The following is a 24,775-nucleotide window of genomic DNA, read 5'->3' as shown; positions in this document are numbered from 1 at the left end:
CTATATCATATTTTCAATAAAAATTGTAGTTATTTTATAATTTTTTATTTTTTGCTGTAAGTCTAGGCTGTGTGAAAGTTTCAACACAACCTAGAATTAATTATGTATTTTTTGATAAATATTATATAATTCTTCTTTAACCATTAATGGAGATTTATATATGAGGAATAACCATAACAATTTACCCCTGCCAAATCATGTTAGTCAAGCAGCGTTTCTTGCCGCCTGTGCAAGGATAGCCGCTACTAATGGCTTGCGTCCCATACCTGTTGTTAATAATTTGGATATTCCAAATCCTAATACACTTTCTGTTGTTAATAACAATTTGGATATTCCAAATTTGAACGTTCCAACCCCTGATACGCCCGTTGTTACCTTGGATAATACCTCTGATATTCACCTTGCACTACTAGGAGCCGAACAACCACCTACAGAGTAATCCAATCTCACCATTTCAAGAGCTTGTTTTTACAGCTTTTGAAGTGATATAGTGAAACCTATTAAATTAGATGACAAAAAACATAGACTCGGGGATGACAAACATTATCCGGCTAAAACCTTTTCGGGTTAGCTATATATCCCCTAATTCAATAGGTTTCACTGTATCTACCCGATTAGCGTTAGGTATAGTTATGCTCATAGGATTAGGTGATAAAGAACATAACGATTGTAAGTTGTCATTCCCGCGAAGGCGGGAATCTAGATACCTGCTTTCGCAGGTATGACACAAAGTTTGTATCACCTAATTCAATAGGTTTCACTATATTTTACAATACCTACTTACTTTAACAATTAATAGGAGATTATATATGATTAAAGATACTTATGATTTAGACCTTACTGGCATTGCTAACGGTAATACTGTGACTTTAGATACTACCACCACATCCCCATTACCGCAGAACAACAATGCAAATGCGATGAAGATGAGCAACAATACTATTATTAGTAGTATTACTATTGAGAACAATAACCAGCCCATGAATGTGATAGGTGAAGATTCTGAGAGTTCAGAGAGTGAAGATCTTGGTATCTAACCCCAATTAGCATCACACCGTCATTTGTCATTCCCGCGTAGGCGGGAATCTAGATACCGCACCGAAGCAGGGATGATACAAAACAGGATTGTTTCGTCGCCATTAAAGCCCCTTCTCGCAATAACGGCAATTTACAATGTTAACAAATACTTTAAAAAAGTTTTACTGATTTGTCATGAAGCAACATAATTCCTGTAGTGAAAAATGGGGTGAATATACTCTTTACTTCATGCAACAATGCTTCGTTACTAATTTCTTGTTGCAATTCTTCTCTAATTAAATCAAAGATTTCCTGCAAGTTTTTACCACCATCTATCATTTGTTTAAAAACATATTTGGTATAATTAGAAACTGGTATAGCAATATTGATATTTTTTAAAAATGAATTATTTAACGTAAGATTAATGCTGTTGCCAGCTATCAAAGCACTAGCCTCTATATGATCATAAATTTGTTTGCCAATCCCCGCAATACCGTAAAAATATGGTACATTATCCAAATTATCAAGAGTAGCAATGGTATTTTTTGCATTAGAAACAAAAAAACTGTGTTTAATGATATTGCCAACCATTAATTCACAAATTGCTTGCTGAGTTATTATATCCATCCTCTTAATTTTCTGCAGAAGAGAGAAATCCTTAATATAATTCTCAATTCTTAGAGCTAATTTTTCGCTAACATCAGAAAATTCGACAAAATTTAAACCTGCATTATGAATAAATTCGTATAATTCAGGAATAGAATAAGCCCTATCTTGTTTATGCAAGAACATATCATATAAACCTACATCACCAAAAATAACATGGTCTGCTAATAGCTCTTGTCCACGTATATACCAATTAGTTGCAGGAAAGCCAGCTATAACAGCCTTGGCATTCATTATTTCCTCTACCCTATTGCTAACACCCTGGTTTACCATTTTCATAATATCTTGCACTTGATATAGTCCAGTACGGCCATATTTGGCATAAACCATTACACCAATTGCTCCATTGGCAGTCAGAGAATCCTTCAAAATCTTTAAACCATCAGGTGGGCTTTGCAAATGGTGCAATACTCCTGAACAATTAATATAGTCAAACTTACCTAAATTAAGCTTTGGAATATTTAAGATAGAGTCATATACCCATTTAATATTAGTAAGACCACGTTTCTCGGCACGTTTTTGAGCGATATCCATACTTGGCTTGCTAAAATCTAAATATACCACTTCGGCATTTTTATTTTTTAGCTGCTCTGCCATGTATATAGCAGAATCACCAGTACCACCACCGGCAATTAACACTCGAAAACCTGAATTAAAATCCTCTTTACCTTGATATAAATAATGATTTAATTCACCCAAGAATTCACCGCTAACCGCCAGTAATCTTTTTATTTCATCCTCAGGATCTCTATAAGGATAGGGATAATCTTGATAATGTTCTTGAACTACAGCAAGATCTTTCGTTGTTTCGGTAGGGACATTAATCTGTGTTTTTAATTGTTTAGATTTTGACATAGAGAAAATTCATATTGTATTGGAGTTGATAAACAAACTTAGGTTTTTAGATATAGTTATGCCTATAGGATTAGGTGATAAAGAACATAACTATTGTAAGTTGTCATTCCCGCGTAGGCGGGAATCTAGATACCTGCTTTCGCAGGTATGACACAAAGTTTGTATCACCTAATTCAATAGGTTTCACTATACCTGCCTACGCAGGTATGACAACCATTGTAATTGTCATTCCCGCGTAGGCGTGAATCTCAGGGCTTTTTAAGATTTTTAGTTCCCTGCCTACGCAGGTATGACAACCATTGTAACTAAATTTTTCCAATGTGAGTATAATAGAAAAAATCATATTATCAAGTCCTTTATCTGTAATTGTATAGTATGACGTTCTTGCCAACTATTCATTTTTAACGAACCAATCACAGAAATATTATGTGACTTAATATTAAGTAAAATATTCTCTATAGGACTAGATACAGCATTAAAAGCAATAGCAGGAAGTGCCTTAGAGCCAAAAGCTTCCTTAGAAGGTGCCAGCAAACATTTTATATGTTTTCCTCCAACTATGTCGGCTCTCAAGACAAAAAGATTAGAGAATTTAAATATTGGCTCAGGATTTCCTTGGCCAAATGGTTCAAGTTTACTTAGCTCATCCATTAGTAGCAAATTTACACTACTTGTAGTGAGTTCTGCATCATATTCTTCACATATAAGCTCATTCTGATTACTCATATCACTCTTAAATGAGTGATTTAAGAATTCTTGCAATTCTGGTAATTTTTCTTCTAATACTGTAAATCCAGCAGCCATTGCATGCCCACCACCAACTACAATTAACTCTTTAGTCTTGGCATTGATGATTTTACTACCAAAATCAACATTTTTGATGGAACGACAAGAAGCCTTACCTATTCCATCATTCAAGGCTATAACCGATACCGGTTTATTAAATTTTTCCTTTAATCTTCCAGCAACAATACCGATAACACCTGGATGCCAGCCTTTACCAACTATAAACAAGCAATTATCATTTTTTTGGGTTAAAGCTATTTGAATAGCTTCCTCTATCATTATCAGCTCTATTACTTTCCGTTCATTATTATGTTTCTCTAACTCCTGTGCTAATTTATTTGCTTCTATGGCACATTCAGTAGATAAAAGACTAGCCCCCAATGATGATTTACCAACTCTTCCACCAGCATTAATCCTAGGCCCTAAGACAAATCCTAAATGATAACAGTTTGGTTTTTCCTTTAAACCAGCAATGTCGCATAAGGTTGTCATACCCAAATTCTTTCTTTGCTGAAGAACTTTTAATCCTTGAGCAACAAACGCTCGATTTAAGTGAATAAGCTGCATTACATCACATACTGTACCAAGGGCAACTAAATCTAAATATTGCATTAAGTTGGGTATATTATAGCTACTCCGAGCGTCATTGCGATTGGAATTTATTTCCTCTCCGATTTTTAAATCGCCCTTGGCAAAAAAATTCTGTTTTTTTAAATCAGATAATAAGGCAGTAGCAAATAAAAATGATACTCCTACAGCAGCCAGATACTTATAATTGCTGGTTTCATCAATACGATTCGGATTAACAACAGCAACAGCCTCAGGTAATATATCACTACTAATATGATGATCGATCACTATCACATCAAGCCCTACTAGAGATGCATATTTCAGAGCTTCATGTGCCATTGCTCCACAATCTACGGTAATAAGCAGCTTAGTTGCATTATCCTTAATTTTCTGCATAGCAGCTGGGGTTGGTCCATATCCTTCAGCAATTCGGTCTGGAACGTAAATATCAACATCTTGTCCCAAGTTCCTAAATAAATTCTTAAGTAGCGATGAAGATGTAGCACCATCAACGTCATAATCAGCAAATATACAGATTTTTTGTTTATTTATAATGGCTTCTATGGTTCTATCTACTGCCTTTTGCATATCAAGTAAATGGAAAGGATCTGGCAGTAAGTTCTTAAGCTTAGGTGATAGAAAATCAGTAGCTTGTACCAAATTCTTTAGGCGGGGGGATAGAATCCTAGCTAGAAAATCACTAATTTCTACAGAACGACAAAGCTCTAAAACATCATCCTCGCTAACTAATCGCTGCTGCCAAATTTTGCCATTTACTGAAAATCTTGCTTCTAGTGCTATTGACATCTAGGGTAACCCTATTAAAAATTAAAGTCGTTAGACTCTTCGCAAAAGTCTACGTCATCATTACTCCGTCATTGCGAGGAGGTCATCAGACCGACGAAGCAATCCATTTTTAATCACTTGTCTGGATTGCTTCGTTGCCACTAAAAGTGGCTCCTAGCAATGCATCTTGGTTAGATCACCCTAAACTTGTTATCTACCAAAATCTGTTATATCTATAATATAACAGATTTTTATGATCCACTAATAGCAATTATCATTATTTTTGTGATGTTTTTAATTTTTTTATCATCCATCTATACAGAAGAGTATAAAGACTAGTACTACAGTCGTAAACTTTGCTCATACAGTGTACGGGTTCTTTCTTTATCTTTAAAGTGACAGGCTCTGTCCAGAAAAGTGTGTAAATAATGACATCCTTTTTATTTAAACATAGCAGATGTTGTGTCTTTAGACTTTTGACGGGGGGACTTATTAGTACTACTAACACATAATAGCTAAAATATCTAAGTTAGCAGCATCTCCACTTAATAATGTGGGATCACTATCTTGAAGAGATTGTTTTACATCCTCATGACCGTTTTTACATGCAAGATGAAAAGCCATGGCATTAAGTGGTACTAATGCAGTTAAGGCATTATAGAAAATGTTATCTTTCTGCTCTAAAATAAATTTTACTACCTCATTATGACCATATTCAGCTGCCCAAAGCAAGGCTGGATAACCATGATCATCTACTTCACCTAAATCAAAACCTTGCTGTACAAGAGCTATTATCTCCTCTTTAGACATCTTAGTCCCTTGAATCATTTTGCTCTTGAAGCAGAGAAATAGTTCTGATGGATTCAGTTTTTCTACTTTTGTCATTACATTTTCTCATTTTTTGTTTTTGTATACATACCCGTAGCAGATTAATTATCAAAAATCAAGCGTATTTTTACAAAAAAGTGAAAATTATTTAACCGTAAAGTAATTTTTTCAACTTATACACCAACTCTAAGGCTTGTTTAGGGGAGAGTTGGTCGGGGTCGATTCTATTAATTTCTTCTTCTAACTTATTGAATTTTATCTCTTTTTTACTTTCTACTGGTAAGTTAAATAAACTTAAATTGTTTGATTCGTTATTTAATATATTCTTATTTTTGCTAGTAGCGGTTTTCTCTAATTTTGTTAAAATGTCGTTCGCCCTAATTATAACAGATTTTGGTAGCCCCGCTAAGTAGGCTACGTGAATTCCATAAGATTTATCAGCTGCCCCTTCGATAATATTATGCAAAAATAATATTTCTTTTCCCAATTCCTCAATAGCAACTGTATAATTTTTCAGGCTTGGCAAAAAATTACTCATGCTGGTTAATTCATGATAATGCGTGGCAAATAAACACCGACATTTGAGACTATCATGAATATGTTCAAGTACTGACCAAGCAATTGATACACCATCATATGTCGAAGTTCCGCGACCAACCTCATCTAGTATCACTAAGGAGTTTTTAGTAGATTGAGCTAAAATAGCTGACGTCTCTAGCATCTCCACCATAAAAGTCGACTGTCCGGCTTGTAAATCGTCCCCTGCCCCTATTCTACTAAATATCTTGTCTACCACACCTATCTTGGCACTTGTAGCTGGTACAAAACTACCAATTTGTGCTAATATGGCTATTAGGGCATTTTGCCGCAAAAAAGTACTTTTACCAGACATGTTGGGTCCAGTAATTAACCAAATTCTATTAGCTTCTGATAAAGTACAATTATTGTTAATAAAGCTTTTTTTATTGTTGAACAAACTTTGTTCAACAACTGGATGACGTCCCTTGATAATTTCAAAAGTTAAATCGTTAGTTAAAACTGGTCTGACATAATTATATTCATCGGCAATATAAGCAAAATTACAGAACACATCAAGCTGACTCAAAGAACAGCTAAGCAATCGAAGAAACATAGCATTATCAATAACTTGCCGACATATTTTATTATATAATTCTAGTTCAAGACTAACCGCCAAACTTTTGCTATTAACCATATCACTTTCTAATTTTTGCAATTCAATAGTAGTATACCGACTAGCATTAGAAGTTGTTTGGCGGTGAATAAATTTGGTGTCTACCATCTTATCACTGTGTCTTAGGGTAATTTCAATAAATAACCCAAGTACATTATTATGCGATATTTTAAGAGTTTCAATGCCAGTATCCAGGCGATATAGATTTTTTAGTTTCTCGATATGTGATTTGCCATTATTAATTAGATCATATAATTCTTGTAGTTTAGGATGATAATGATGATTTATTACCCCTCCTTCATTGATATTATTTGGTGCATCTTCTCTAATTGCCTGGTCTATTAAGGAATATAACTGTTCATTACCAGATAATGGTTTAATTAAGTTTTCTATATAGTCTGGCAGATTTAGCCCGTAATGAGCGATAAATTCACCTTTTATTTCCAGGGCAGCATTTAACGTATATTTAATATTTAGCAAATCTCGTCCTGAACCGCGATTCATCATAATTCTAGACAAACAACGCTCTAAATCCCCCGTTTTCTTGAGTAACTTTTTAATATTTCCTACTATTGCAATATTTGTATAAAAAAACTCTGTTATATTTTGTCGAGAATTTATTTCATCAATATCTATTAGTGGTGTTGATAAAAAGTGATATAATAGACGGCTGGCAGCTTTAGTAACGGTATGATCAATAGTAGCAAGGACGCTACCCTTAGTTTTTCCTAATAAATTACTAGTAATTTCCAGATTCCGCCGAGTTGCCGAATCAATAATCATAAAATTATGGTAATTAACCAACCGAGGTAAAGGTAGAGAAGGTATATTTTGCTTCTGGGTCAAAGATAAATATTCTAAGACACTACCAATACTACTTATTTGACATTCAGATATTTCGCCTATGCCTTTTAGATCATTTATTTTATAAAAATCTAAAATAATTTTATGGCATTTCTTACTGGCAAAAAAACTATCAACTTGATATGAGATACGGAAATGCAATTGGCTATGAATATTACTAGCTAATTGCTGCCCTCTCAAACTTTCGCTAAGTAAAATCTCTTTGGGCTTAAGACGTGATAGTTCGTTAATAATTTCATTCTGCGGAATCTCGATAACTGAAATCTCTGAAGTAGAGATATCCACGTAACAAATTGACGCTCTGTTTTTTAGCAAAACTAAACTTGCCAAATAATTAGGTTCACAAACATCAATTAAAGATTCCTCGGTAATAGTACCTGGAGTGATGATACGCGTTACGTCCCTATTTACTACAGCCTTATAGCCACCACGTTTTTTTGCTTCTTCTGGCGTCTCTAATTGATCGCAAATAGCAACTTTGTAATTTTCTTCAATTAATTTATTTAAATAAGTCTCAAGAGCATGATGAGGAACCCCACACATAGCGATCTCACAATCACCATTAGAACCTCTTTTAGTCAGAGCAATACCTAAAACTTGACTGGCAAGAACGGCATCATCAAAAAACATTTCATAAAAATCACCCATCCTAAATAATAAAAGACAATCAATATTAGCAAATTTGATGTCTAAATATTGTTGCATCATCTTTGTTGATTGATCATAATTATACTTCTGACGGAATTCTTCTAAAGTCATAACTACACTAATTATAAGAAATAACTAAATGATAAAGGTGATAGGATGTCTTGTCAAACAGGATAAATGAGCTATTAACGAAGAACATGGTCAGGGCAATTTAAAAGTCGCAACTAATAGTGAAAAAACCAGTTTTATTTAGGTGAGTAGCCGTCATTGCGAGGAGCCGCAAAGCGGCTACGCGGCAATCCAAAAATTGCAGCGGTAAAAATAAAACAGCAAACTGTTTATTTGGATCGCCACGCCACTTCGTGGCTCGCGATGACAACCACTTGTTTCTGTAATTTAGTATTTCTATCATTAGCTGCGACTTTTAAACTACCCTGGAACATGGTATCCAATTTGTACCTGTTAATAGCCACTATCCTCTCTATTGTTTTAGAATTTAAGCCTTGCCCCAATAAGAGCAACAGTACCTCTAGTCTTTTTCTTAGGAGCTTCAACACAATAAACTGGTTTACCTTTAGCTTGGAAATAAGATATTTCAGCATAAGGCAATAACCCTGGTGTTACTAAATATTGAGTACCAAGACTTACTGTATCAACAGTATTTTTATACTTCAATGATCTAAAATAAGAAACACTTGTTTTCATAGGACCTTGTCCATAAGCAACTGCCCCATTATAATATTGCGTATTACGACCAACTTTATGATAAATGTTTGAAGTCAAACTTTTACCTAAATTACCATAAGAAGCTGCACAGGAAATATTACCATAAGTAAAGACTGCCCCTAAATTGTAAGCAGTTAGATTTGATAGCTTATTTCTAGATAATACATTGTTATCGGGGTCTAGTACTATAATCTTATTAGCTGGCTTAGCATATTCTCCTGTAACAGCCACTTTTACTGATACATCCTCTAGAATTTCATACTTATAGGATATCCCAGCAGAAACCGCATCTTTGACATTCTGATTTATAATCACCTGATTGCCTTTAGCACCGTTTATACCTGGTAATGTTACTTTATTTATACCAGAACTTAATTTACTAAAACCTTTATCATCTAAATTTTTTAGCCCGCGATTACCACCAGTATTTGCTGAATCAGGAATATAAGAAATACCAAACTGAAAACCTTGCATTTCCGGTGTATAGTAAGAAATTTTTCTAGACGCCTCTGTTTTATTACTTATATCATCAAAGCTATTGCAGGACGAACTTATATGGAAAGTACCGGGAGTGGTATCAAAGTCTGGCTTCAAATCTTGATACTTCATATTATCATCATCTAGTACTGCAAACCTACTCCAACCAAAACCAGCTACTGCCGCTGCAATCAAACCTGGAGTAACACTCATGTTAGAAGCAGCGTCATGAGGAGACCCTAACTCCACTTTACCATACTCTGTTTCTATGAAAATATGAGAACCATTGTAACCTGCGGAAAGCTTTGGTTTAGTTGTTGTTAGTAAAACTATTTTAGCTCCAGCTGTTATATCATTCAATTCCTGCTTGACAGTAGCCATGAAAGCAGCTTCAGTATAAAATGCAGGATTTTTATTATTATCAGTAATATTTTTACTTGTCCCTGACAATTTCTCCTGATTTCTATAAACACTAGATTGAAAACCAAAGAATCCTTCTAATTTTATTCCCGTATCTTCTGAAGCAGCATCAGCTGGAACTGAAGTAGCACAACCACTAGCAAATGCCATGCTTGAAAAGCAAGAACAACATAGCAACATTATTAATTTTTTCATTGTAATACCTAAATTTCAATTCACTTAATCTTTATTTACTCTATATTTTACGTTCATCTACACCTAAATACAGAGCAATTTTCTATTTGGGATTATAGCATAAGATAAATCATTATGTAACTAATAACTTGCAAATAGTTGTGTTTACTACATAAATATATTTAGGTTATAATGACAAAATTACCATTATAATGATAATTTTTAATTGTTGCTAACATCATAAAAATATTGTATTTATATTGATAGGTTGATTGTTATGAAAAGCAAAGGTGGGTTAAACCCACCTTTTTTATTAAAGTCTTTAAATATTTTTATTTTGTAATGCAAACTATAGAGCAACAAATTATTAATGCTATCCAGGATAACCTGAAAGATATTGGTTTTGATTTAGTAAAAGTAACTTTCAAGGGTTCAAGCCATAAAGTGCTTGAAGTGTTAATAGATAGATTGGATGGCAAAAAAGTTAATATCATAGATTGTCGTAATGTTAGTAGAAATATCTCGGCACTTTTGGATGTTGAAGATATAATTAGTGATAAATATTTTTTAGAAGTTTGTTCAGCAGGTATCGAACGTCCACTAATAAAATTTGAAGATTATACTAGATTTCTCGGTAGAGAAGCTACCATAAAATTAAAAGAACTACTAAATGGTCAAACTCGGTATCAGGGAAAGATAGTTAAAGCTGAAGATAACAAAATTTATCTGAATACTAATGGTAAAGATGTAATATTTTCATTTGATATGATAAAAAAAGCTTCTTTGGTATTGACAGATGAAATGTTCAGAAATTTAATGAATAAAAAATCTTAAAAGGCAGTGACTTTATGGTTAATATTGGTAACATAGAAATTCTACAGATTATAGACTCTGTGGCTAGAGAAAAGAACCTTCCTAAGGAGGCTTTGCTTTCGGCAATGGAACAAGCTGTACAGGCTGCAGGACGTAAAAAATATGGCAATGAACATAATATAAAAGCTGATATTAACAGAAAGAATGGTAATATTAGTCTTTTTAGAGTCCTTGATGTAGTGGATGATGTAGAGGATTATTTTACTCAAATTTCTTTAAATGATGCTATTGAAAAGAAGGACGATGCTAAAATTGGTGATGAGATTTATGAACTTTTACCCCCCATTGATCTTGGGCGTGTTGCAGCTCAAACAGCTAAACAAATAATAATACAACGCGTTGGTGAAACGGAAAGAGAAAAACAATATGAAGATTTTAAAGATAAGAAAGGTGAAATTCTAAACGGTACTGTTAAGAGGATAGAGTTTAATAATATTATAGTTGATCTTGGGCGTGCTGAAGCAATAATTAAAAAGGAACAGCTAATTAGAGGAGAAAGTTTTAAGGTTAATGACCGTATTAAAGCTTATGTACAAGATGTAAGATTAGTGTCTAAAGGACCGCAAATCTTTCTATCTAGAAGCGATGACCAAATGCTAGTAAAATTATTTGAATTAGAGATTCCAGAAATTTATGATAATGTAATTGAATTACGAGCTATAGCCCGTGATCCTGGTTCAAAGGCAAAAGTTGCAGTCTTTGCCTCTGATTCAAGCGTTGATCCTATAGGTTCATGCGTAGGAATCAAAGGTAATAGGATTAGAGCTATTACTAATGAGCTTAATGGTGAAAAGATAGATATAATATTATGGAGCAACAATATTGCCCAATTTATTATGAATGCACTGGCTCCTGCAGAAATTGCAAAAATTGTCATCGATGAAGATAAAAATATAGTTGATGTAGTTGTCTCTCAAGATAATTTGAGTCTGGCAATTGGTAGAAGAGGTCAAAATGTTCGTTTAGCATCTAAGCTTACTGGCTGGAATATTAATATAATGACTGAAGATCAAGAATCTAAACGAAGAAATGATGAGTTTCGTTCTGCTACCGAATTATTTATGGAATCCTTGGATGTTGAAGAAGTGGTAGCACAGCTGTTATCTGCTCAAGGTTTTACTTCTTTAGAGCAGTTGGCTTCCAGTAAAGTTGAAAATTTAATGAATATTGAAGGCTTTGAAGAAGAATTAGCAACTGAGATAATAGAACGATCAATAAACTATGTAAATGCTAAGAATGAAAAAATTATTATTAAGCTCGAGGATTTAGGTGTTGAACAAGAATTAATTGATATATTGGATTTACAACCGGAATTCATATTAAAATTAGCTGAATATGGTGTAAAGACTATAGAAGATTTAGGAGAGTTGACAGTTAAAGAGTTTAGGGCATTAGTGCCTAATTGTAGCATGCTAGATAATGATATAGAATTACTGATTCGCACGGCTCGTATTGGTGATGATGAGTAAGTTGTTTAGGCAGGGATAAAAATTTAATTATGGATGTTTTATATCTACTGGCAGGGACAGAATCCTTGGTATTATAAATGATACTTGGTAGATTTGCTGAAGATTATAAACATTTTACAAAAGACTTATTGTCAGTCAAAGAAAAAATTTAAAGAAAATTTAACATTAAGTATTAGTGTCCGGAATTTTATTGATATAATTGAAATATTACCAACAAAAGTTAGCTAATTCGGGATTAGCTAATTCGGGATTGAAGTAATTTGGTAGATGGTATTGCACAAATCTATCTTAAGCCAAGATAATAAATTTTGAATAAAGAAAATTAGCAATTTCCTTAAAAAAACTGGTATTATAGTATAAGCACGAGATGCAAGTGCTTGTACTATATTTGGTACGTGAACAGGCGGGTACGCCTTTAAATTTTGCGGAACCAATACTCAAGAACATTCGAGTGTATTAAGCTCTGTGAAGGTTTCTAAAGCACCTTAATTTTGGTTCTTTTTTGCTGCAAATAAATAGCACAAAATATGGATAAATTATAAAGCTTCACAAAGCATAGCTATCTGCTAATCAGGTAGCAAAATTATTTACAAAACTTTAGCATATATAATTGCTATTTAAAGGTTTAATATTTATGACGTATGACCAAGAACCTAAACCAAAAAAGTTAACACTTGGTGGCTCAAAACTCTCACTTAACAAACCCTCTCAATCTACTAATGTTACTAGAGGTTTTGTTAGTTCTGCAAAAACGGTTGTAGAAGTCAGAAAGAGTAGCACTCCAACTGGTACTTTATCTTTTAATAAACTTTGGTCTGGTGGCTCTACTACTCAGAGTGGCGAATCTGCTGCTGGGGAAGAATTTAATAGACGCCTAACTATTTTAAAAAAAGCAGCAGAAGATGCAAAATCTAAGAGTAGTGACAATAAGATTAGTACTCTTAGTAAACTTGCAAGCATCAATCAATCTGTGTCACAGGATTGTTTAGAAGATACCACAGAAAGTGTCCAGGATGAATCACAAAATATCGAAAATGATTCTGAGCTACTTCCTACATTAACAAATCCATCTCCACAAGATAAAAACCAATCCAAGCCATTTGTTAGATCGCCGGTGATTGGTTCACAGAGTCATTTTGGTGTTGTGCTTGAAGATATTTCTTCAACAGACAAGGTTGGGGATAATAAAATAGTAGTACCAAAGGTTAAAATTGAGGAGCCTAAAAAATTAAAAAAGGCAGATATTTTCAATATGCTTGATGCAGACGGAAGTGATAATGCCGGTAAAACTAGAAGCCTTGCCTCAATAAAAAGAGCAAGGGAAAAAGAAAAGCGTAAAGCTTATCAACAAACACCTGACAAAGTGTATAGAGAAGTTATTATTCCTGAAGTCATTTCTGTCGGAGATCTAGCCAATAGGATGTCTGAGCGAGCAACTGATGTTATAAAAGAATTGATGAAGCTTGGCATTATGGCTACGACCAGCCAAACGATTGACACAGATACAGCAGAGCTTATTGCTACTACCTTAGGTCATACAGTAAAAAGGGTTCAAGAATCCGACGTTGAGAATATATTGATGAGTGAAGCTGATAAAGAAGAAGATTTAAAGCATAGAGCTCCTATTGTAACGATTATGGGACATGTCGATCACGGTAAAACTTCGTTACTTGATGCTTTAAAATCAACCGACTTGGCAAGTCAGGAGGCAGGTGGCATCACCCAACATATTGGTGCTTATCGGGTAACATTGCCTGATGGTAGAGCTATTACTTTCCTTGACACTCCAGGACATGAAGCGTTTTCAGAAATGAGGACTAGAGGTGCTAAGGTAACTGATATAGTAGTTATAGTAGTTGCGGCAGATGATGGAATAAAACCACAAACAATTGAAGCAATTAATCATGCTAAGGCAGCAAATGTTCCGATAATTGTAGCAATAAATAAGATAGATAAACCGGATATTAATCTTGACCGAATTAAGAACGATCTATTAATTTACGGTTTAGTTAGCGAAGATTTGGGTGGAGATACCATAATTGTACCGGTTTCAGCTTTGAAGAAAACTAATTTAGATAAATTAGAAGAGGCTATATTATTGGTGGCAGAAATGCAAGATCTTAAGGCTAACTTTAGCGGACTCACTGCTGGTGTGGTCATAGAGGCAAAAGTTGATAAAGGCAAAGGGGCTGTGGCTACTATATTGGTACAACGTGGTATTCTAAAAATTGGAGACATAGTAGTTGCCGGAACGAAATATGGTAGAATTAAGAGAATGAATAATGATAAAGGAGCGGATCTTACCGAAGCGGAACCAACTTTACCAGTAGAGATTTATGGTTTAAATGAAGCCCCACGTGCAGGAGATCAGTTTAATGTCGTACAGAATGAAAAACAGGCTCGGGATATTGTAGAGTATCGTGAACGCCTGGCAAAAGAAAAGAAAATTTCTGTTACCAAAAGATCAAGCCTAGAAGAATTATTCCTAAAAGCTTCTGGCAGCACTGGTATGATAAAGGAGTTACCGATAATTGTTAAAGGCGATGTGCAAGGTTCGATTGAAGCAATTGTTACTAGTCTATTAAAGCTGCCAAATGATGAAGTTCGTGTAAGAATTTTACATCATGCAGTAGGCGGAATATTGGAGTCAGATGTTACCTTAGCTAAAGCATCAAATGCTATTATTATTGGTTTTAACGTTAGAACTAATAGTAATGCTTCGATTATGGCAGAAAGAGAAAAAGTAGATATTAGATATTACTCTCTTATCTATAATTTACTAGACGATATTAAATCAATACTCAGCGGTATGCTTTCACCAATTATTCGTGAGCAATATATTGGTACAGTCGAGATCAGGCAAATATTCACTGTCTCGAAGGTTGGAAAAATTGCTGGTAGTTATGTTACTAAGGGTACTATTAAAAGAGGTGCTAGGGTTCGATTGTTACGAGATAATATTGTTATTCACGAAGGAAAACTCAAAACTCTCAAACGTTTTAAAGACGATGTCAAAGAAGTTCACGAGAACTTTGAATGTGGTATCGCTTTTGAAAATTATGAGAATATCGAACAATCCGATATTGTAGAAGTTTTTGAAATTATTGAAGAAAAAAAACAGTTATTGTAAATGAAAAAAGTTTCCGATAGAGACAAGTCTTCAAGACAAAAAAAAGTTGCATCATTAATAAATGAAGCATTAGTGGAAGTGCTAAGACGTGGTAAGATGTTAGATGAACGACTGATTAATTGTCCGGTAACTATTACCAAGGTCTTAGTTACTGCTGATTTAAAAGTAGCACATTGTTATTTTTTACCATTTAATACAGTTTTTAATGAAATACAACTTACTGAATCTCTAAATAATTCGAAATATGCTATAAGAAATTTTATAACTGCTAAAATTAATTTAAAATATTCACCAGAAATTCGTTTTCATTATGATCTCGGATTTGATAATGCTGATAAAGTTGATAAGTTATTGAAGCAAGCTGAGATTAATCGAATGAATTAGGATTTTAAAATGAATCAAAACCTTACCCATCGTAAAGCAACAATTGCTGATTTAACAGCAATTGTCACCCTTCTTTTAGAAGATGAACTTGGACAAACAAGGGAACAGCTCTCAGAAAAATTGGATCAAGCTTATATTGACGCATTCCACAAAATAGATAACGATCCAAATCAATATTTGATGATAATGGAAATGGATAAAGAAATTGTTGGCACTTGCCATTTGACCATCATGCCATCACTAACTTTCAGAGGGGCAACAAGGATGCAAATTGAAGCTGTTCGCGTTTCAAAAGACTATAGAGGACAACATTTAGGGGAATGGATGATGAATACTGCAATGAAGTATGGTAAATCAAAAGGGGTGTCTATTGTTCAGTTGACAACTAATAAAAAACGTTCAAGAGCCAAACAGTTCTATGAGAAACTTGGTTTTGAAGCAACGCATGAGGGGATGAAATTATATTAGACTTCCTGCATAAGTCAATCTAGTTGGTGATTTTGTCGTCGAAACTTGCCTCCGCTCCTCACGTACATTTAAGTACGCTGCGGTGCTCGGCTTCGTTTCTCCTAAAAATCCCGAGGGCTTTTTTGACTTATGCAGGAAGTCTATTGGAAAAAAGAAAAAGCATCGTCTCAATGATTGAGTAATTTTGCTGATTATTCTTTTTCAAGGACAATCTATTTCTCCAAAACATTTGAGTACGCTCCTCTTGCATATCAGGCACAACTGTCGAAAGTTAGAAGGTAGAGCGGGTTTAGAGTTCATCATGGTAGTTTGAAAGTTGCGGAAAAATAACCAACGTCATTGCGAGGAGGCATAAGCAGACGAAGCAATCCATTTTTGGTTACTTTTATGGATTGCTTCGTCGACCTACGGTCTTCTCGCAATGACGTTGAACACATACGATTTGTAAAGGTAATGTTAGTCCTGTTTAGATAAAAAGAATTCCATAGTGATCTCGCAATGACCTTGAGTATACTAAAGCCTATTTAAACTTATAATTTTTAATTTCTTAAAATTCAATCTCAATTACCACAACGGGATAAGACCTACTCTACAGAATCATAATTTGATGACAGCTCTAATTCCCCCATAACAACTGTAGCATCTTCTACAACATCAAGGCTCTTATTACTCTCATCAGTACTATTGCCTTCATCTACTTTATCAGTAGTATCCTGTTGAAGTAAGAAAGCATCCTCATTAGCATAATGTTTATGTAATAAGTCTATACTATCTCCTATCTTGTCATAATGCAATACAATCTCTGAATCTGGATAAATGCTTTTAGCTAATTCTTTTAACTTTTCCCTATCTGAAGTGCATTCTATAAAAGAAAGTGTATAAGCTATTTCTGGTTTTTCTGTTAGTAATGCAATTTGTTTACCAATAAACTCATGCTGTAACTTATTAGTATCCCCTATAATATGTATATTACAGTCCTTGTTCTCTAACTGAATCTGATGTAACTTACTCAATTTCTCTGATTTTACTGTACACATAGCATTCCAGCAATTATCAAAAACACTATCTTCTAAAGAGGTGCCTTTTTCTTTTAAAATAGCCTTATTTAATTGTTGACGAAAGATTTCTGTTTCAATTGCGCCACATTTATATCGTGAAATTATCCCTAATTCTTTTTCTGCTGCAAGTGCTATCTTAGCAATAGTTTCTACTGGTAATTTACTTGCTGCAGCAAATGCCTTTATTGTAAGAGTCCTATCTGTATCAATTAGTTGAGAATATCTAAATATATGTATTGTCATAATACTCCTGATGTTTCATTAGTGAGTTAGCAGACTGTCGAAAATAGCTGGGAATATAATTAATTAGTCATCTCCGACAGTCTTATAGTCAAGATTTACTGATTCGTTATAGGGTTAATCACTTTGTAGTATAACTTTAAACTACCATAAATACAACAATATTATAAATTTATGCTATACTTCAATGTTCAGTATAATTATCATACTGTTATAGCACTTAACATATGGATTCAAATAAGTTATAATGATAAATAATAAAAAAATTATATAATAGAAATATGGCATCCCCCTACAGTTACGATTTACGTTCTAGAGTTATAGAACATTATGAGAAATATAAGAAAGTAGCACTTACATGCGAAACCTTTAAAATTAGTCGGTCAATAATCTATGATTGGATTAGATTAAAGAAACAAACTGGAGATATAAAGTCAAAGGAGGGATACCAGAAAGGATATGGTCATAAAACCCCTGATTTATCGGAGTTGCGTCATTTAGTAGAAAAGGGTAACTCGTTAACGCTTACAGAAATAGCAAAAGAATTAGATAATGTTGCAAGTATAATGACTATCAGCCGAGCTTTAAAGAAACTCAACATTACTCGAAAAAAAAGACATATGCGTATAAAGAAAGAGATGAAGGAAAGCGACAAGATTTTCTCAGTGAATTAGAAAAAGTGCCGATAGAGAGACGTGTTTATCTTGATGAAGCGGGCATAAATGATAATGAATCATATGAATATGGATGGTCAATGAAAGGAAGTCGTTGTAATGGGAGTAAATCGGGAAAACGTAGTGAAAGAACAAGTTTTATTGGTGCGTTAAATCAGAATAGTTTAATCGCATCACTAGTCTTTACTGGGAGCTGTGATAGTAAGGTATTTGAAGCTTATATAGAAAATTGCCTTGTGCCGGAGCTAAAGCCTGGACAGGTTGTCATTGCTGATAATGCAAGCTTTCATAAATCCAAAAGGGCTAAAGAATTAATTGAAAAAGCTGGCTGCAAACTAAAATTTTTACCACCTTATTCCCCTGATTTAAATCCTATTGAACATCATTGGTTTCCGATAAAAAATAACATTAGAAAATTATTAGATAAAGGTATTTCTGTATTTGAGGCAAGTTGTAGAACGTTTAAAATAATGTATGAACCTATATGTTAAGTGCTATAACACTCAAAAATTATAAGAGAGTTATTATGTTAGAAGACTTAATATTATTGTTAGAACGACAATTATCAACAATTTCTAAAAATTTAAATTTTTCTCATTCAACATCCTCCTACTATCATGCCACCATGTTTTGGTGTCTTAGTTATTAATCCCTATTTTTCTACTTTTTAAGATTTTTATTACTATTTGATCTTTGCTTTTAGCAAGAATTTGTTTGTTTAATTATTATCTGGTTAGTATTTATCCATAGTAAAATAACGTCATTGCGAGGAACCACTTCAGTGGCGACGAAGCAATCTAATGAATGTGGATTGCCACGACCACTACGTGGTCTCGCAATGACGTCTTGTATTTTTCTGTAATTTTTAAATTACCATGGGTTATGATAAGGTAAGTTACTTATTAGCACCAGTTGCCTTTATATCATAATCTTCACTGAGAAATTTTCTTTGCATCTCTGACTTACCGAGTACCTTTGCCTTGTTAGTTTTATGATTTTTGTTAGTTTCTACTCCCTTAATTTTTTTACTACTATCTGTTTTAGCTTTACTTGGTAACGCTCTATCAACAGTTTTTTGGTTAGTATTTTGTCGTGCAGGACATTTATATTTTTCTAAATCTTTTTTAGTTTCACGCAGCATAGATTTAATCTGCTCTAGCTCTTTGTGCAAATCACTATTTGCCTTATCATTCTTGTCATTATTTTGTCTCTTCACCTTATCATTTGCCGAGTTCAATGAAGGATATTCTTTTTCTTGATTTAGCTTTCGCCTTTCAATATGTTCCGCATCTTGTTTTACCATCTTAATATACATCTGACGATTTCTTAAAGTTGGATTGATTGTTTCAGTATCATACTCACTAAGCAAATCTCCCTCATCATCATCAAAATTTTCTTCCATGACGTTTCTTTTTGCTGTCGCTATATATTTTTTATTATAAAGCGGTGGACGCTTGCCACCGGCAAAACCTTTGCTATCTATAATTTTATTATTAGCAGATTTTTTGAAATATCCTCTAAAACCATCAGTACAACCTGAAAGTAGGGATAATCCCAAAAATACAATAATAATTCTTTTAAACATAAATCAATCCGATAATTTTCTAGTAACATTCTATAGCTAACCAGGGCTAACATTACTTTGTCCTTGCGAGGAGCTACTTTAGTAGCGACGAAGTAATTGTAAGATGTCATTCCCGCGTAGGCGGGAATCTAGATACCTGCTTTCGCAGGGATGACACAAAAATGGATTGCTTCGTTCGGGCTTCGCACCTCCTCGCAATGACGGAGTAATATTAGTCCTGGTTAGATATAGTAACATAATTAATGACACAAAATCACTGAAGTTGCAACAATCAGTTTATTATTTCTTCTACTGTATCAGCTAAAATCATACTACCGTCATTTCTTCTTTTTAATAATTCATGAGATGCCCGCTCTAATATATCACGATTTTTTATTAGCACTAAGAGTTTATCAGCTAATTTTTTTGCAGTGATTTTATTTTGTTCAAAACACCACCCTGCCCCACTATCTTCCAGAGCTTTGGCATTATAGAATTGATGATTTTCAGCTGCCGTAGGTAGCGGAATAAAAATTGCCGGCAACCCAATATAGCTAAGCTCAGAAATAGTTGATGCCCCAGCTCTGGATATTACTAGTTCTTGGTTTGCATATTGCTGATCCATATCATAAAAAAAATCGGATACTTGATGCTGGATGTTTAATTCACTATAAATTTTAACAATATTATCATGATCTTCTAGAAGAGCTTGTTGAGTAATATGCAATTTAATATCAGGGTTTGATTGCACTAACATTTTAATAGCTTCCGGTATTAAAGTAGAAAAAATCTTTGCTCCTTGGCTTCCACCAAAAATGAATATTCGGAAAGTATCATTGTTAAAATTATCTTTAACTTTTAGCTTTTTAACATTCTCCCGTACTATATTTCCTATAACTAATTTCTTATTATTATCAACAATATTATAATTTTTAGTTTCCTCATAGGTAAGAGCAACTTTTTTGGCACATTTTAGAAAAAATCTATTAACTTTACCAATAAAGCAGTTTTGTTCATAAATTACAATAGGAATACGTAATAATACAGCCGCTATCAAAGGAGCAGCTGTTGGATAGCCACCAAACCCAATTATAACATAAGGTTTAGTCTGCACTAATAGCAATAACATCTTAAAAGTCACAAATAATAAAGAAATCAATAATTTAAACTTATTAATTAACCCTTTAGGTGGTAATCTAAAATTTATTATATGTGGAATGAGCGGTAAATCTTCAGTTAAATATTTTTGACATCTAACATCAGTAATAAGGTGTAACTTATACCCGCGTTTCACCAATTCTTCAGCCAAAGCAATAGCGGGAAACAGATGACCTGCCGTACCACCACCAACAACAATTATATTCTTCATATCTCAATATCTTGAATCTTATAGTTAGTAAGGGAAGTTTTATGTTTGGTAAAACCAAGCAACATCCCAGTAGCAATAGCTATGGCAAAAGTTGAAGAACCACCATAACTAATAAAGGGTAAGGTCATACCTTTGGTTGGTAATAAATTCAAGGTAACTCCTATATTAATTATGGCTTGTAAACCTATCTGTGCAACAATACCACTTGCTGCAAATTGAGCAAATTTATCTTCTTCATTAATGAGTTTTAGTAAACTACGAATCACTATAAAAGCAAATATTCCTACAATTATCAAGCAGATAATTGCCCCAAATTCCTCACCAGCAACGGCAAAGATAAAATCAGTATGAGAGTCCGGTAATACTTGTTTTACCGCTCCTTCACCAGGACCACAACCATACAAACCACCATGCTCAAATGCTCTAATTGACTTACTAACTTGGTAATTACCAATACTCTCTGGATCAAAAAAACTATTAATCCTTTGTGCTACATGAGGTAGCCAAAAATAAGCTGCTGTAACGCCAAATAGCAACATAAAAGTAGCAAGCATAATCCAAAATATCGGCATACCAGCAATAAAAAGTTGAATACCAAAAATCGCAGTAACCATCACTAACATACCAAAATCTGGCTGGATAATTAATAATAAGGCAATGATACCATACAAAACTATACAGATAGAAAAACTTGGAAAATCCTCCTCAAATTTCAGTGATAATATCCAGCCTGCCACTACTGCAAAGAATGGTTTTATAAATTCTGAAGGCTGCATCGAAAAACCTAAAATATTAACCCAACGAATGGCACCTTTAACCTCATAACCATAGAATCTAACTAAAATTAACAATACTATACTGACAATAAATCCTAGAATTGATAATCTCTTTATCCATTTTCTTGAGAAAGAAGAAAAAACAACAATAAGTAACAAGGCACTAGCAAGATAAAATAATTGTCTAGAGGCAAAATAATGCTCATTAAGTCCAATTCTATTTGCTACTACTGGTCCTGCTGTGGTAACCAATATTATACTAAAAACAAACAGGGTTACTAAAGCAATAATCATTTGTTGATCTATACTACGCCACCACCATTTTAGGTAATTGTTAGATAACTCATTATTAGGATTATCTTTGATCATGATTAGCAATAATATTATATAACTCTATAAATAGATTTCCGCGTTCCTCAAAATTTTTGAATTGATCGTAAGAAGCACAAGCTGGAGCTAACAAAATATTCTTCAACTCCCCCTTATCCTGCATTGCATCGTTAACAGCAGCATTAAAAGCCTCCTGTAAATCTTGACAAATTTGGAAATCTACCTTGCCCTTAAGTGATAATGCAAAAAGCTCTTTATCTTGACCAAAAAGATAAGCTTTACGAATTTTATTAAACCATGGCTCTAAATTTGTTATTCCTCCTTCTTTTGCCACCCCTCCAGCTAACCAATATATATTATCAAGTGCTGCAATGGACTTAGAAGCAGCAATGCCATTGGTAGCCTTACTATCGTTATAAAAATTTATCTTACTTGAATGATCTGAGTATATTGTGCCAACATATTGCATTCTATGCGGTAAGCCCTTAAACAACTCGATGGCAGCAATTATTTGTTCTGGTGTTACCCCTATAATCCGACAAGCCGCATAACTGGCGGCAATATTCTCCTGATTATGTATGCCTTGTAAATAGCTATTATTACGGAGATTAACAGTAATCGGTTCAAAAATATTGTCATAAACAACATTATTATAAATTGACACTCCTTTATCAAGGATTTTACCAACAGAGATTGGTAAAACATTTGTTTTATTTTCCTTTTCTACTTCTAGAAAAATATTATTGGTAATTTCATTATCAACACTAATTATGGCAAATGAATCTTTGTCCATTCGATTAAAGATTTTCTTTTTAGCGGCAATATAGCCTTGTATATTATTATGTCGCTCTAAATGATCTTCGGTAATATTAAGAAGCACAGCAATTTTAGCTTTAAAACTGCTTAATAAGTCTAACTGAAATGAAGATAGCTCTAATACATATCCTTGACAATCTAATCCCATACTTAAGGCAGGAAAACCAATATTTCCGCCAACTGGGTAATCAAAACCACAAGATTGTAAAATATGACCAGTTAGAGCAGTGGTAGTACTCTTACCATTAGTACCAGTTATACCAATGAAATTAGTTTTATTTTTCCCTCCAAACTTAACTTCTTCAAATAATAGGTCTATATCTGAGGTTATTGGTATATTACGGGAATTAGCCATTGTAACAATGTCATGCGACAAGGGAACACCTGGACTCAGTAGTATCCTATCAAGAACCTGCCACCGTGGATCAGACAAGCCAACCAGATTATCGTTTCCATAGATTTTACTGAAAGCATCCCTACTGCTACTTAGTTGATCATAACAAATTATCCTAGCTACTTTATTTAATGATTGATAAGCAGCCATACCAGTCTTACCCAACCCAACTATACCTATATTCTTATGCTTTTGTGAAAGAAATGATGACATGATTTTTAATTTAATAATCCATCATTTACTGTACTTTCAGTAGTTCATTGATTTTTGTAATAGATAGCTTAGTCATTCTCGCTACTTCTTCAATAGAGTTACCGTTGTTTATCATCATTTTTATTAATTTAGCTTCACCTCTAGCTTCTCCTCTGGCTTCTCCTCTAACTTCGCCAATTTGAATGCCTTTTCTTTTACCAATCTCTATACCTTCTTCTATCCATACTTGGGTTATACTAGGCATAAGTTCCTCTCCTTTTTCTTTAGTTAAACTGGTGATTAACATTTTTTCTAACTCTATTTTATCACTTTGCTCAATAAAGGTCAAAGTATAGTGTAATAGATTTCTTATATGGTCATAACCTATGCTTACTTTAGTTAATTCAGGCAAGAGATCAGAGATTTCTTGCCATCTTTTCAGTAATTGACGCTCGTGGATGTGTTTGAGAAAAAATAACAGAATACCAGACCACACCTTTTTCTTAAGTTCTTCATCTGGGATATCCTGCACGTTAATAAGCTGATAATCATTTATCCAGAAGCACCTTGCTAAGTCTGGGTAGGTAAATAAATCCCATATGTTAAGTGGGGCATCATATTTTTTCTTGCCATTGTACAACACTAACGGATAGATTAACGGAAGGCGTTTAGATTTAGGATTAATAGTTAAATATCGATCGCAAATATTCACCATATATTTAAATAACCTAAACGCCATTAGCTGATCAACCGTACTTTGATGCTCTAATAACAAAAAAATATAGCCATCCGTATCATTAAACTTAACAGAAAATAATATGTCCGAGATAGTTTCAGAAAGGCCTGGCTCAATAAAACTATCTTTTTCTAATTTTAGAGTTGTACTATCGATTAAAGTCAGCACATCCTTAGGCAAATGAGTTGCCAGAAACTCTTTGGCAACTATTGGATTCTCCATAGATTTACGAAATATTTTATCATGTTTTGGTCTGTCTGGAGTCATAAAAAGCTTATATAGCCAATCTAATA

General features: G+C 33.8%; 24 protein-coding genes. 11 read left to right on the top strand and 13 right to left on the bottom strand.

The window, feature by feature from the left end:
* The first annotated feature begins 160 nt into the window (after positions 1-160).
* The 4 genes from ACQH2P_RS03855 (at position 161) to ACQH2P_RS03840 (ending at position 1,226) form a co-directional block, all read left to right on the top strand.
* The gene (locus tag ACQH2P_RS03855; RefSeq protein ID WP_425363089.1) at positions 161-439 is read left to right on the top strand and encodes a hypothetical protein; all 279 of its coding nucleotides are present in this window, start codon (positions 161-163) and stop codon (positions 437-439) included.
* A 209-nt stretch (positions 440-648) separates the two neighbouring features.
* Entirely contained in the window at positions 649-789 is a 141-nt protein-coding gene (locus ACQH2P_RS03850) for a hypothetical protein (RefSeq protein WP_425363088.1), read from the top strand.
* Positions 790-809: 20 nt separating this feature from the next.
* The gene (locus ACQH2P_RS03845; protein WP_425363087.1) at positions 810-1,037 is read left to right on the top strand and encodes a hypothetical protein; all 228 of its coding nucleotides are present in this window, start codon (positions 810-812) and stop codon (positions 1,035-1,037) included.
* A 24-nt stretch (positions 1,038-1,061) separates the two neighbouring features.
* Positions 1,062-1,226, top strand: a complete 165-nt coding sequence (locus tag ACQH2P_RS03840; RefSeq protein WP_425363086.1) for a hypothetical protein — start codon at positions 1,062-1,064, stop codon at positions 1,224-1,226.
* Here the strand turns inward: ACQH2P_RS03840 and ACQH2P_RS03835 are convergent.
* On the bottom strand, positions 1,189-2,538 hold the full coding sequence (locus ACQH2P_RS03835; protein WP_425363085.1) for a class I SAM-dependent methyltransferase: 1,350 nt from the start codon (positions 2,536-2,538) through the stop codon (positions 1,189-1,191). The two genes, ACQH2P_RS03840 and ACQH2P_RS03835, sit on opposite strands and share 38 nt — an antisense overlap.
* Before the next feature lie 74 nt (positions 2,539-2,612).
* Between ACQH2P_RS03835 and ACQH2P_RS03830 the strand changes: the two genes are divergently transcribed.
* A complete protein-coding gene (locus ACQH2P_RS03830) occupies positions 2,613-2,777 on the top strand; it encodes a hypothetical protein (protein WP_425363084.1) in 165 nt (54 codons plus the stop codon).
* Between the two features lie 100 nt (positions 2,778-2,877).
* Here ACQH2P_RS03830 and recJ read toward each other — a convergent pair whose 3' ends face one another.
* The 4 genes from recJ to ACQH2P_RS03810 all read right to left on the bottom strand — a co-directional run bounded on the left by recJ (position 2,878) and on the right by ACQH2P_RS03810 (position 10,030).
* A complete protein-coding gene (gene recJ / locus ACQH2P_RS03825; RefSeq protein WP_425363083.1) occupies positions 2,878-4,701 on the bottom strand; it encodes a single-stranded-DNA-specific exonuclease RecJ in 1,824 nt (607 codons plus the stop codon).
* Between the two features lie 480 nt (positions 4,702-5,181).
* Positions 5,182-5,565, bottom strand: coding sequence for an ankyrin repeat domain-containing protein (locus ACQH2P_RS03820; RefSeq protein ID WP_425363082.1), 384 nt, complete (start codon positions 5,563-5,565; stop codon positions 5,182-5,184).
* Positions 5,566-5,656: 91 nt separating this feature from the next.
* Positions 5,657-8,323 (bottom strand): DNA mismatch repair protein MutS, encoded by a 2,667-nt coding sequence (mutS, locus tag ACQH2P_RS03815; RefSeq protein ID WP_425363081.1) that lies wholly within the window; start codon positions 8,321-8,323, stop codon positions 5,657-5,659.
* Between the two features lie 378 nt (positions 8,324-8,701).
* Complete coding sequence (locus tag ACQH2P_RS03810) at positions 8,702-10,030, bottom strand: porin (protein WP_425363080.1); 1,329 nt, start codon at positions 10,028-10,030, stop codon at positions 8,702-8,704.
* 321 nt (positions 10,031-10,351) lie between these two features.
* Between ACQH2P_RS03810 and ACQH2P_RS03805 the strand changes: the two genes are divergently transcribed.
* From ACQH2P_RS03805 to ACQH2P_RS03785, 5 genes are all read left to right on the top strand, one after another.
* Positions 10,352-10,843 carry a ribosome maturation factor RimP gene (locus tag ACQH2P_RS03805; RefSeq protein ID WP_425363079.1) on the top strand — a complete coding sequence of 164 codons (492 nt, stop codon included), beginning with the start codon at positions 10,352-10,354 and terminating at the stop codon, positions 10,841-10,843.
* Positions 10,844-10,857: 14 nt separating this feature from the next.
* Positions 10,858-12,351: a transcription termination factor NusA gene (gene nusA, locus ACQH2P_RS03800; protein ID WP_425363078.1), complete on the top strand. Its 1,494-nt coding sequence runs from the start codon at positions 10,858-10,860 to the stop codon at positions 12,349-12,351.
* A 634-nt stretch (positions 12,352-12,985) separates the two neighbouring features.
* Entirely contained in the window at positions 12,986-15,481 is a 2,496-nt protein-coding gene (infB, locus tag ACQH2P_RS03795) for a translation initiation factor IF-2 (protein WP_425363077.1), read from the top strand.
* Complete coding sequence (gene rbfA / locus ACQH2P_RS03790) at positions 15,482-15,865, top strand: 30S ribosome-binding factor RbfA (RefSeq protein WP_425363076.1); 384 nt, start codon at positions 15,482-15,484, stop codon at positions 15,863-15,865.
* A 9-nt stretch (positions 15,866-15,874) separates the two neighbouring features.
* A complete protein-coding gene (locus ACQH2P_RS03785; protein ID WP_425363075.1) occupies positions 15,875-16,333 on the top strand; it encodes a GNAT family N-acetyltransferase in 459 nt (152 codons plus the stop codon).
* 299 nt (positions 16,334-16,632) lie between these two features.
* Here the strand turns inward: ACQH2P_RS03785 and ACQH2P_RS03780 are convergent, their stop codons facing one another.
* Together ACQH2P_RS03780 and ACQH2P_RS03775 are read right to left on the bottom strand one after the other, a co-directional pair.
* Positions 16,633-16,770 carry a hypothetical protein gene (locus tag ACQH2P_RS03780; RefSeq protein ID WP_425363074.1) on the bottom strand — a complete coding sequence of 46 codons (138 nt, stop codon included), beginning with the start codon at positions 16,768-16,770 and terminating at the stop codon, positions 16,633-16,635.
* A 147-nt stretch (positions 16,771-16,917) separates the two neighbouring features.
* Positions 16,918-17,634 carry a hypothetical protein gene (locus tag ACQH2P_RS03775; RefSeq protein ID WP_425363073.1) on the bottom strand — a complete coding sequence of 239 codons (717 nt, stop codon included), beginning with the start codon at positions 17,632-17,634 and terminating at the stop codon, positions 16,918-16,920.
* Positions 17,635-17,912: 278 nt separating this feature from the next.
* On the opposite strand from ACQH2P_RS03775, the gene ACQH2P_RS03770 reads away from it, so the two are divergent.
* Positions 17,913-18,796 (top strand): IS630 family transposase gene (locus ACQH2P_RS03770; RefSeq protein ID WP_425363072.1). Its coding sequence is split into 2 segments (ribosomal slippage): positions 17,913-18,233 and positions 18,236-18,796, totalling 882 coding nucleotides; the frame shifts between segments, so codons are not numbered across the junction.
* 404 nt (positions 18,797-19,200) lie between these two features.
* Here ACQH2P_RS03770 and ACQH2P_RS03765 read toward each other — a convergent pair.
* The 6 genes from ACQH2P_RS03765 to ACQH2P_RS03740 form a co-directional block, all read right to left on the bottom strand.
* Complete coding sequence (locus ACQH2P_RS03765) at positions 19,201-19,890, bottom strand: hypothetical protein (protein WP_425363071.1); 690 nt, start codon at positions 19,888-19,890, stop codon at positions 19,201-19,203.
* Between the two features lie 78 nt (positions 19,891-19,968).
* Complete coding sequence (locus ACQH2P_RS03760) at positions 19,969-20,127, bottom strand: hypothetical protein (RefSeq protein WP_425363070.1); 159 nt, start codon at positions 20,125-20,127, stop codon at positions 19,969-19,971.
* 34 nt (positions 20,128-20,161) lie between these two features.
* The gene (gene murG, locus ACQH2P_RS03755; RefSeq protein ID WP_425363069.1) at positions 20,162-21,238 is read right to left on the bottom strand and encodes an undecaprenyldiphospho-muramoylpentapeptide beta-N-acetylglucosaminyltransferase; all 1,077 of its coding nucleotides are present in this window, start codon (positions 21,236-21,238) and stop codon (positions 20,162-20,164) included.
* Positions 21,235-22,383, bottom strand: coding sequence for a putative lipid II flippase FtsW (ftsW, locus tag ACQH2P_RS03750; RefSeq protein WP_425363068.1), 1,149 nt, complete (start codon positions 22,381-22,383; stop codon positions 21,235-21,237). Before ftsW ends, murG begins: the two co-directional genes overlap by 4 nt.
* Complete coding sequence (gene murD, locus ACQH2P_RS03745) at positions 22,370-23,767, bottom strand: UDP-N-acetylmuramoyl-L-alanine--D-glutamate ligase (RefSeq protein ID WP_425363067.1); 1,398 nt, start codon at positions 23,765-23,767, stop codon at positions 22,370-22,372. Before murD ends, ftsW begins: the two co-directional genes overlap by 14 nt.
* A gap of 25 nt (positions 23,768-23,792) precedes the next feature.
* Complete coding sequence (locus tag ACQH2P_RS03740; RefSeq protein WP_425363066.1) at positions 23,793-24,749, bottom strand: Rpn family recombination-promoting nuclease/putative transposase; 957 nt, start codon at positions 24,747-24,749, stop codon at positions 23,793-23,795.
* Positions 24,750-24,775: the final 26 nt, after the last annotated feature.

The organism is Candidatus Tisiphia endosymbiont of Hybos culiciformis (assembly GCF_964030975.1).
Classification (GTDB): domain Bacteria; phylum Pseudomonadota; class Alphaproteobacteria; order Rickettsiales; family Rickettsiaceae; genus Tisiphia.
This window is presented reverse-complemented; position numbering and strand designations above follow the sequence as displayed.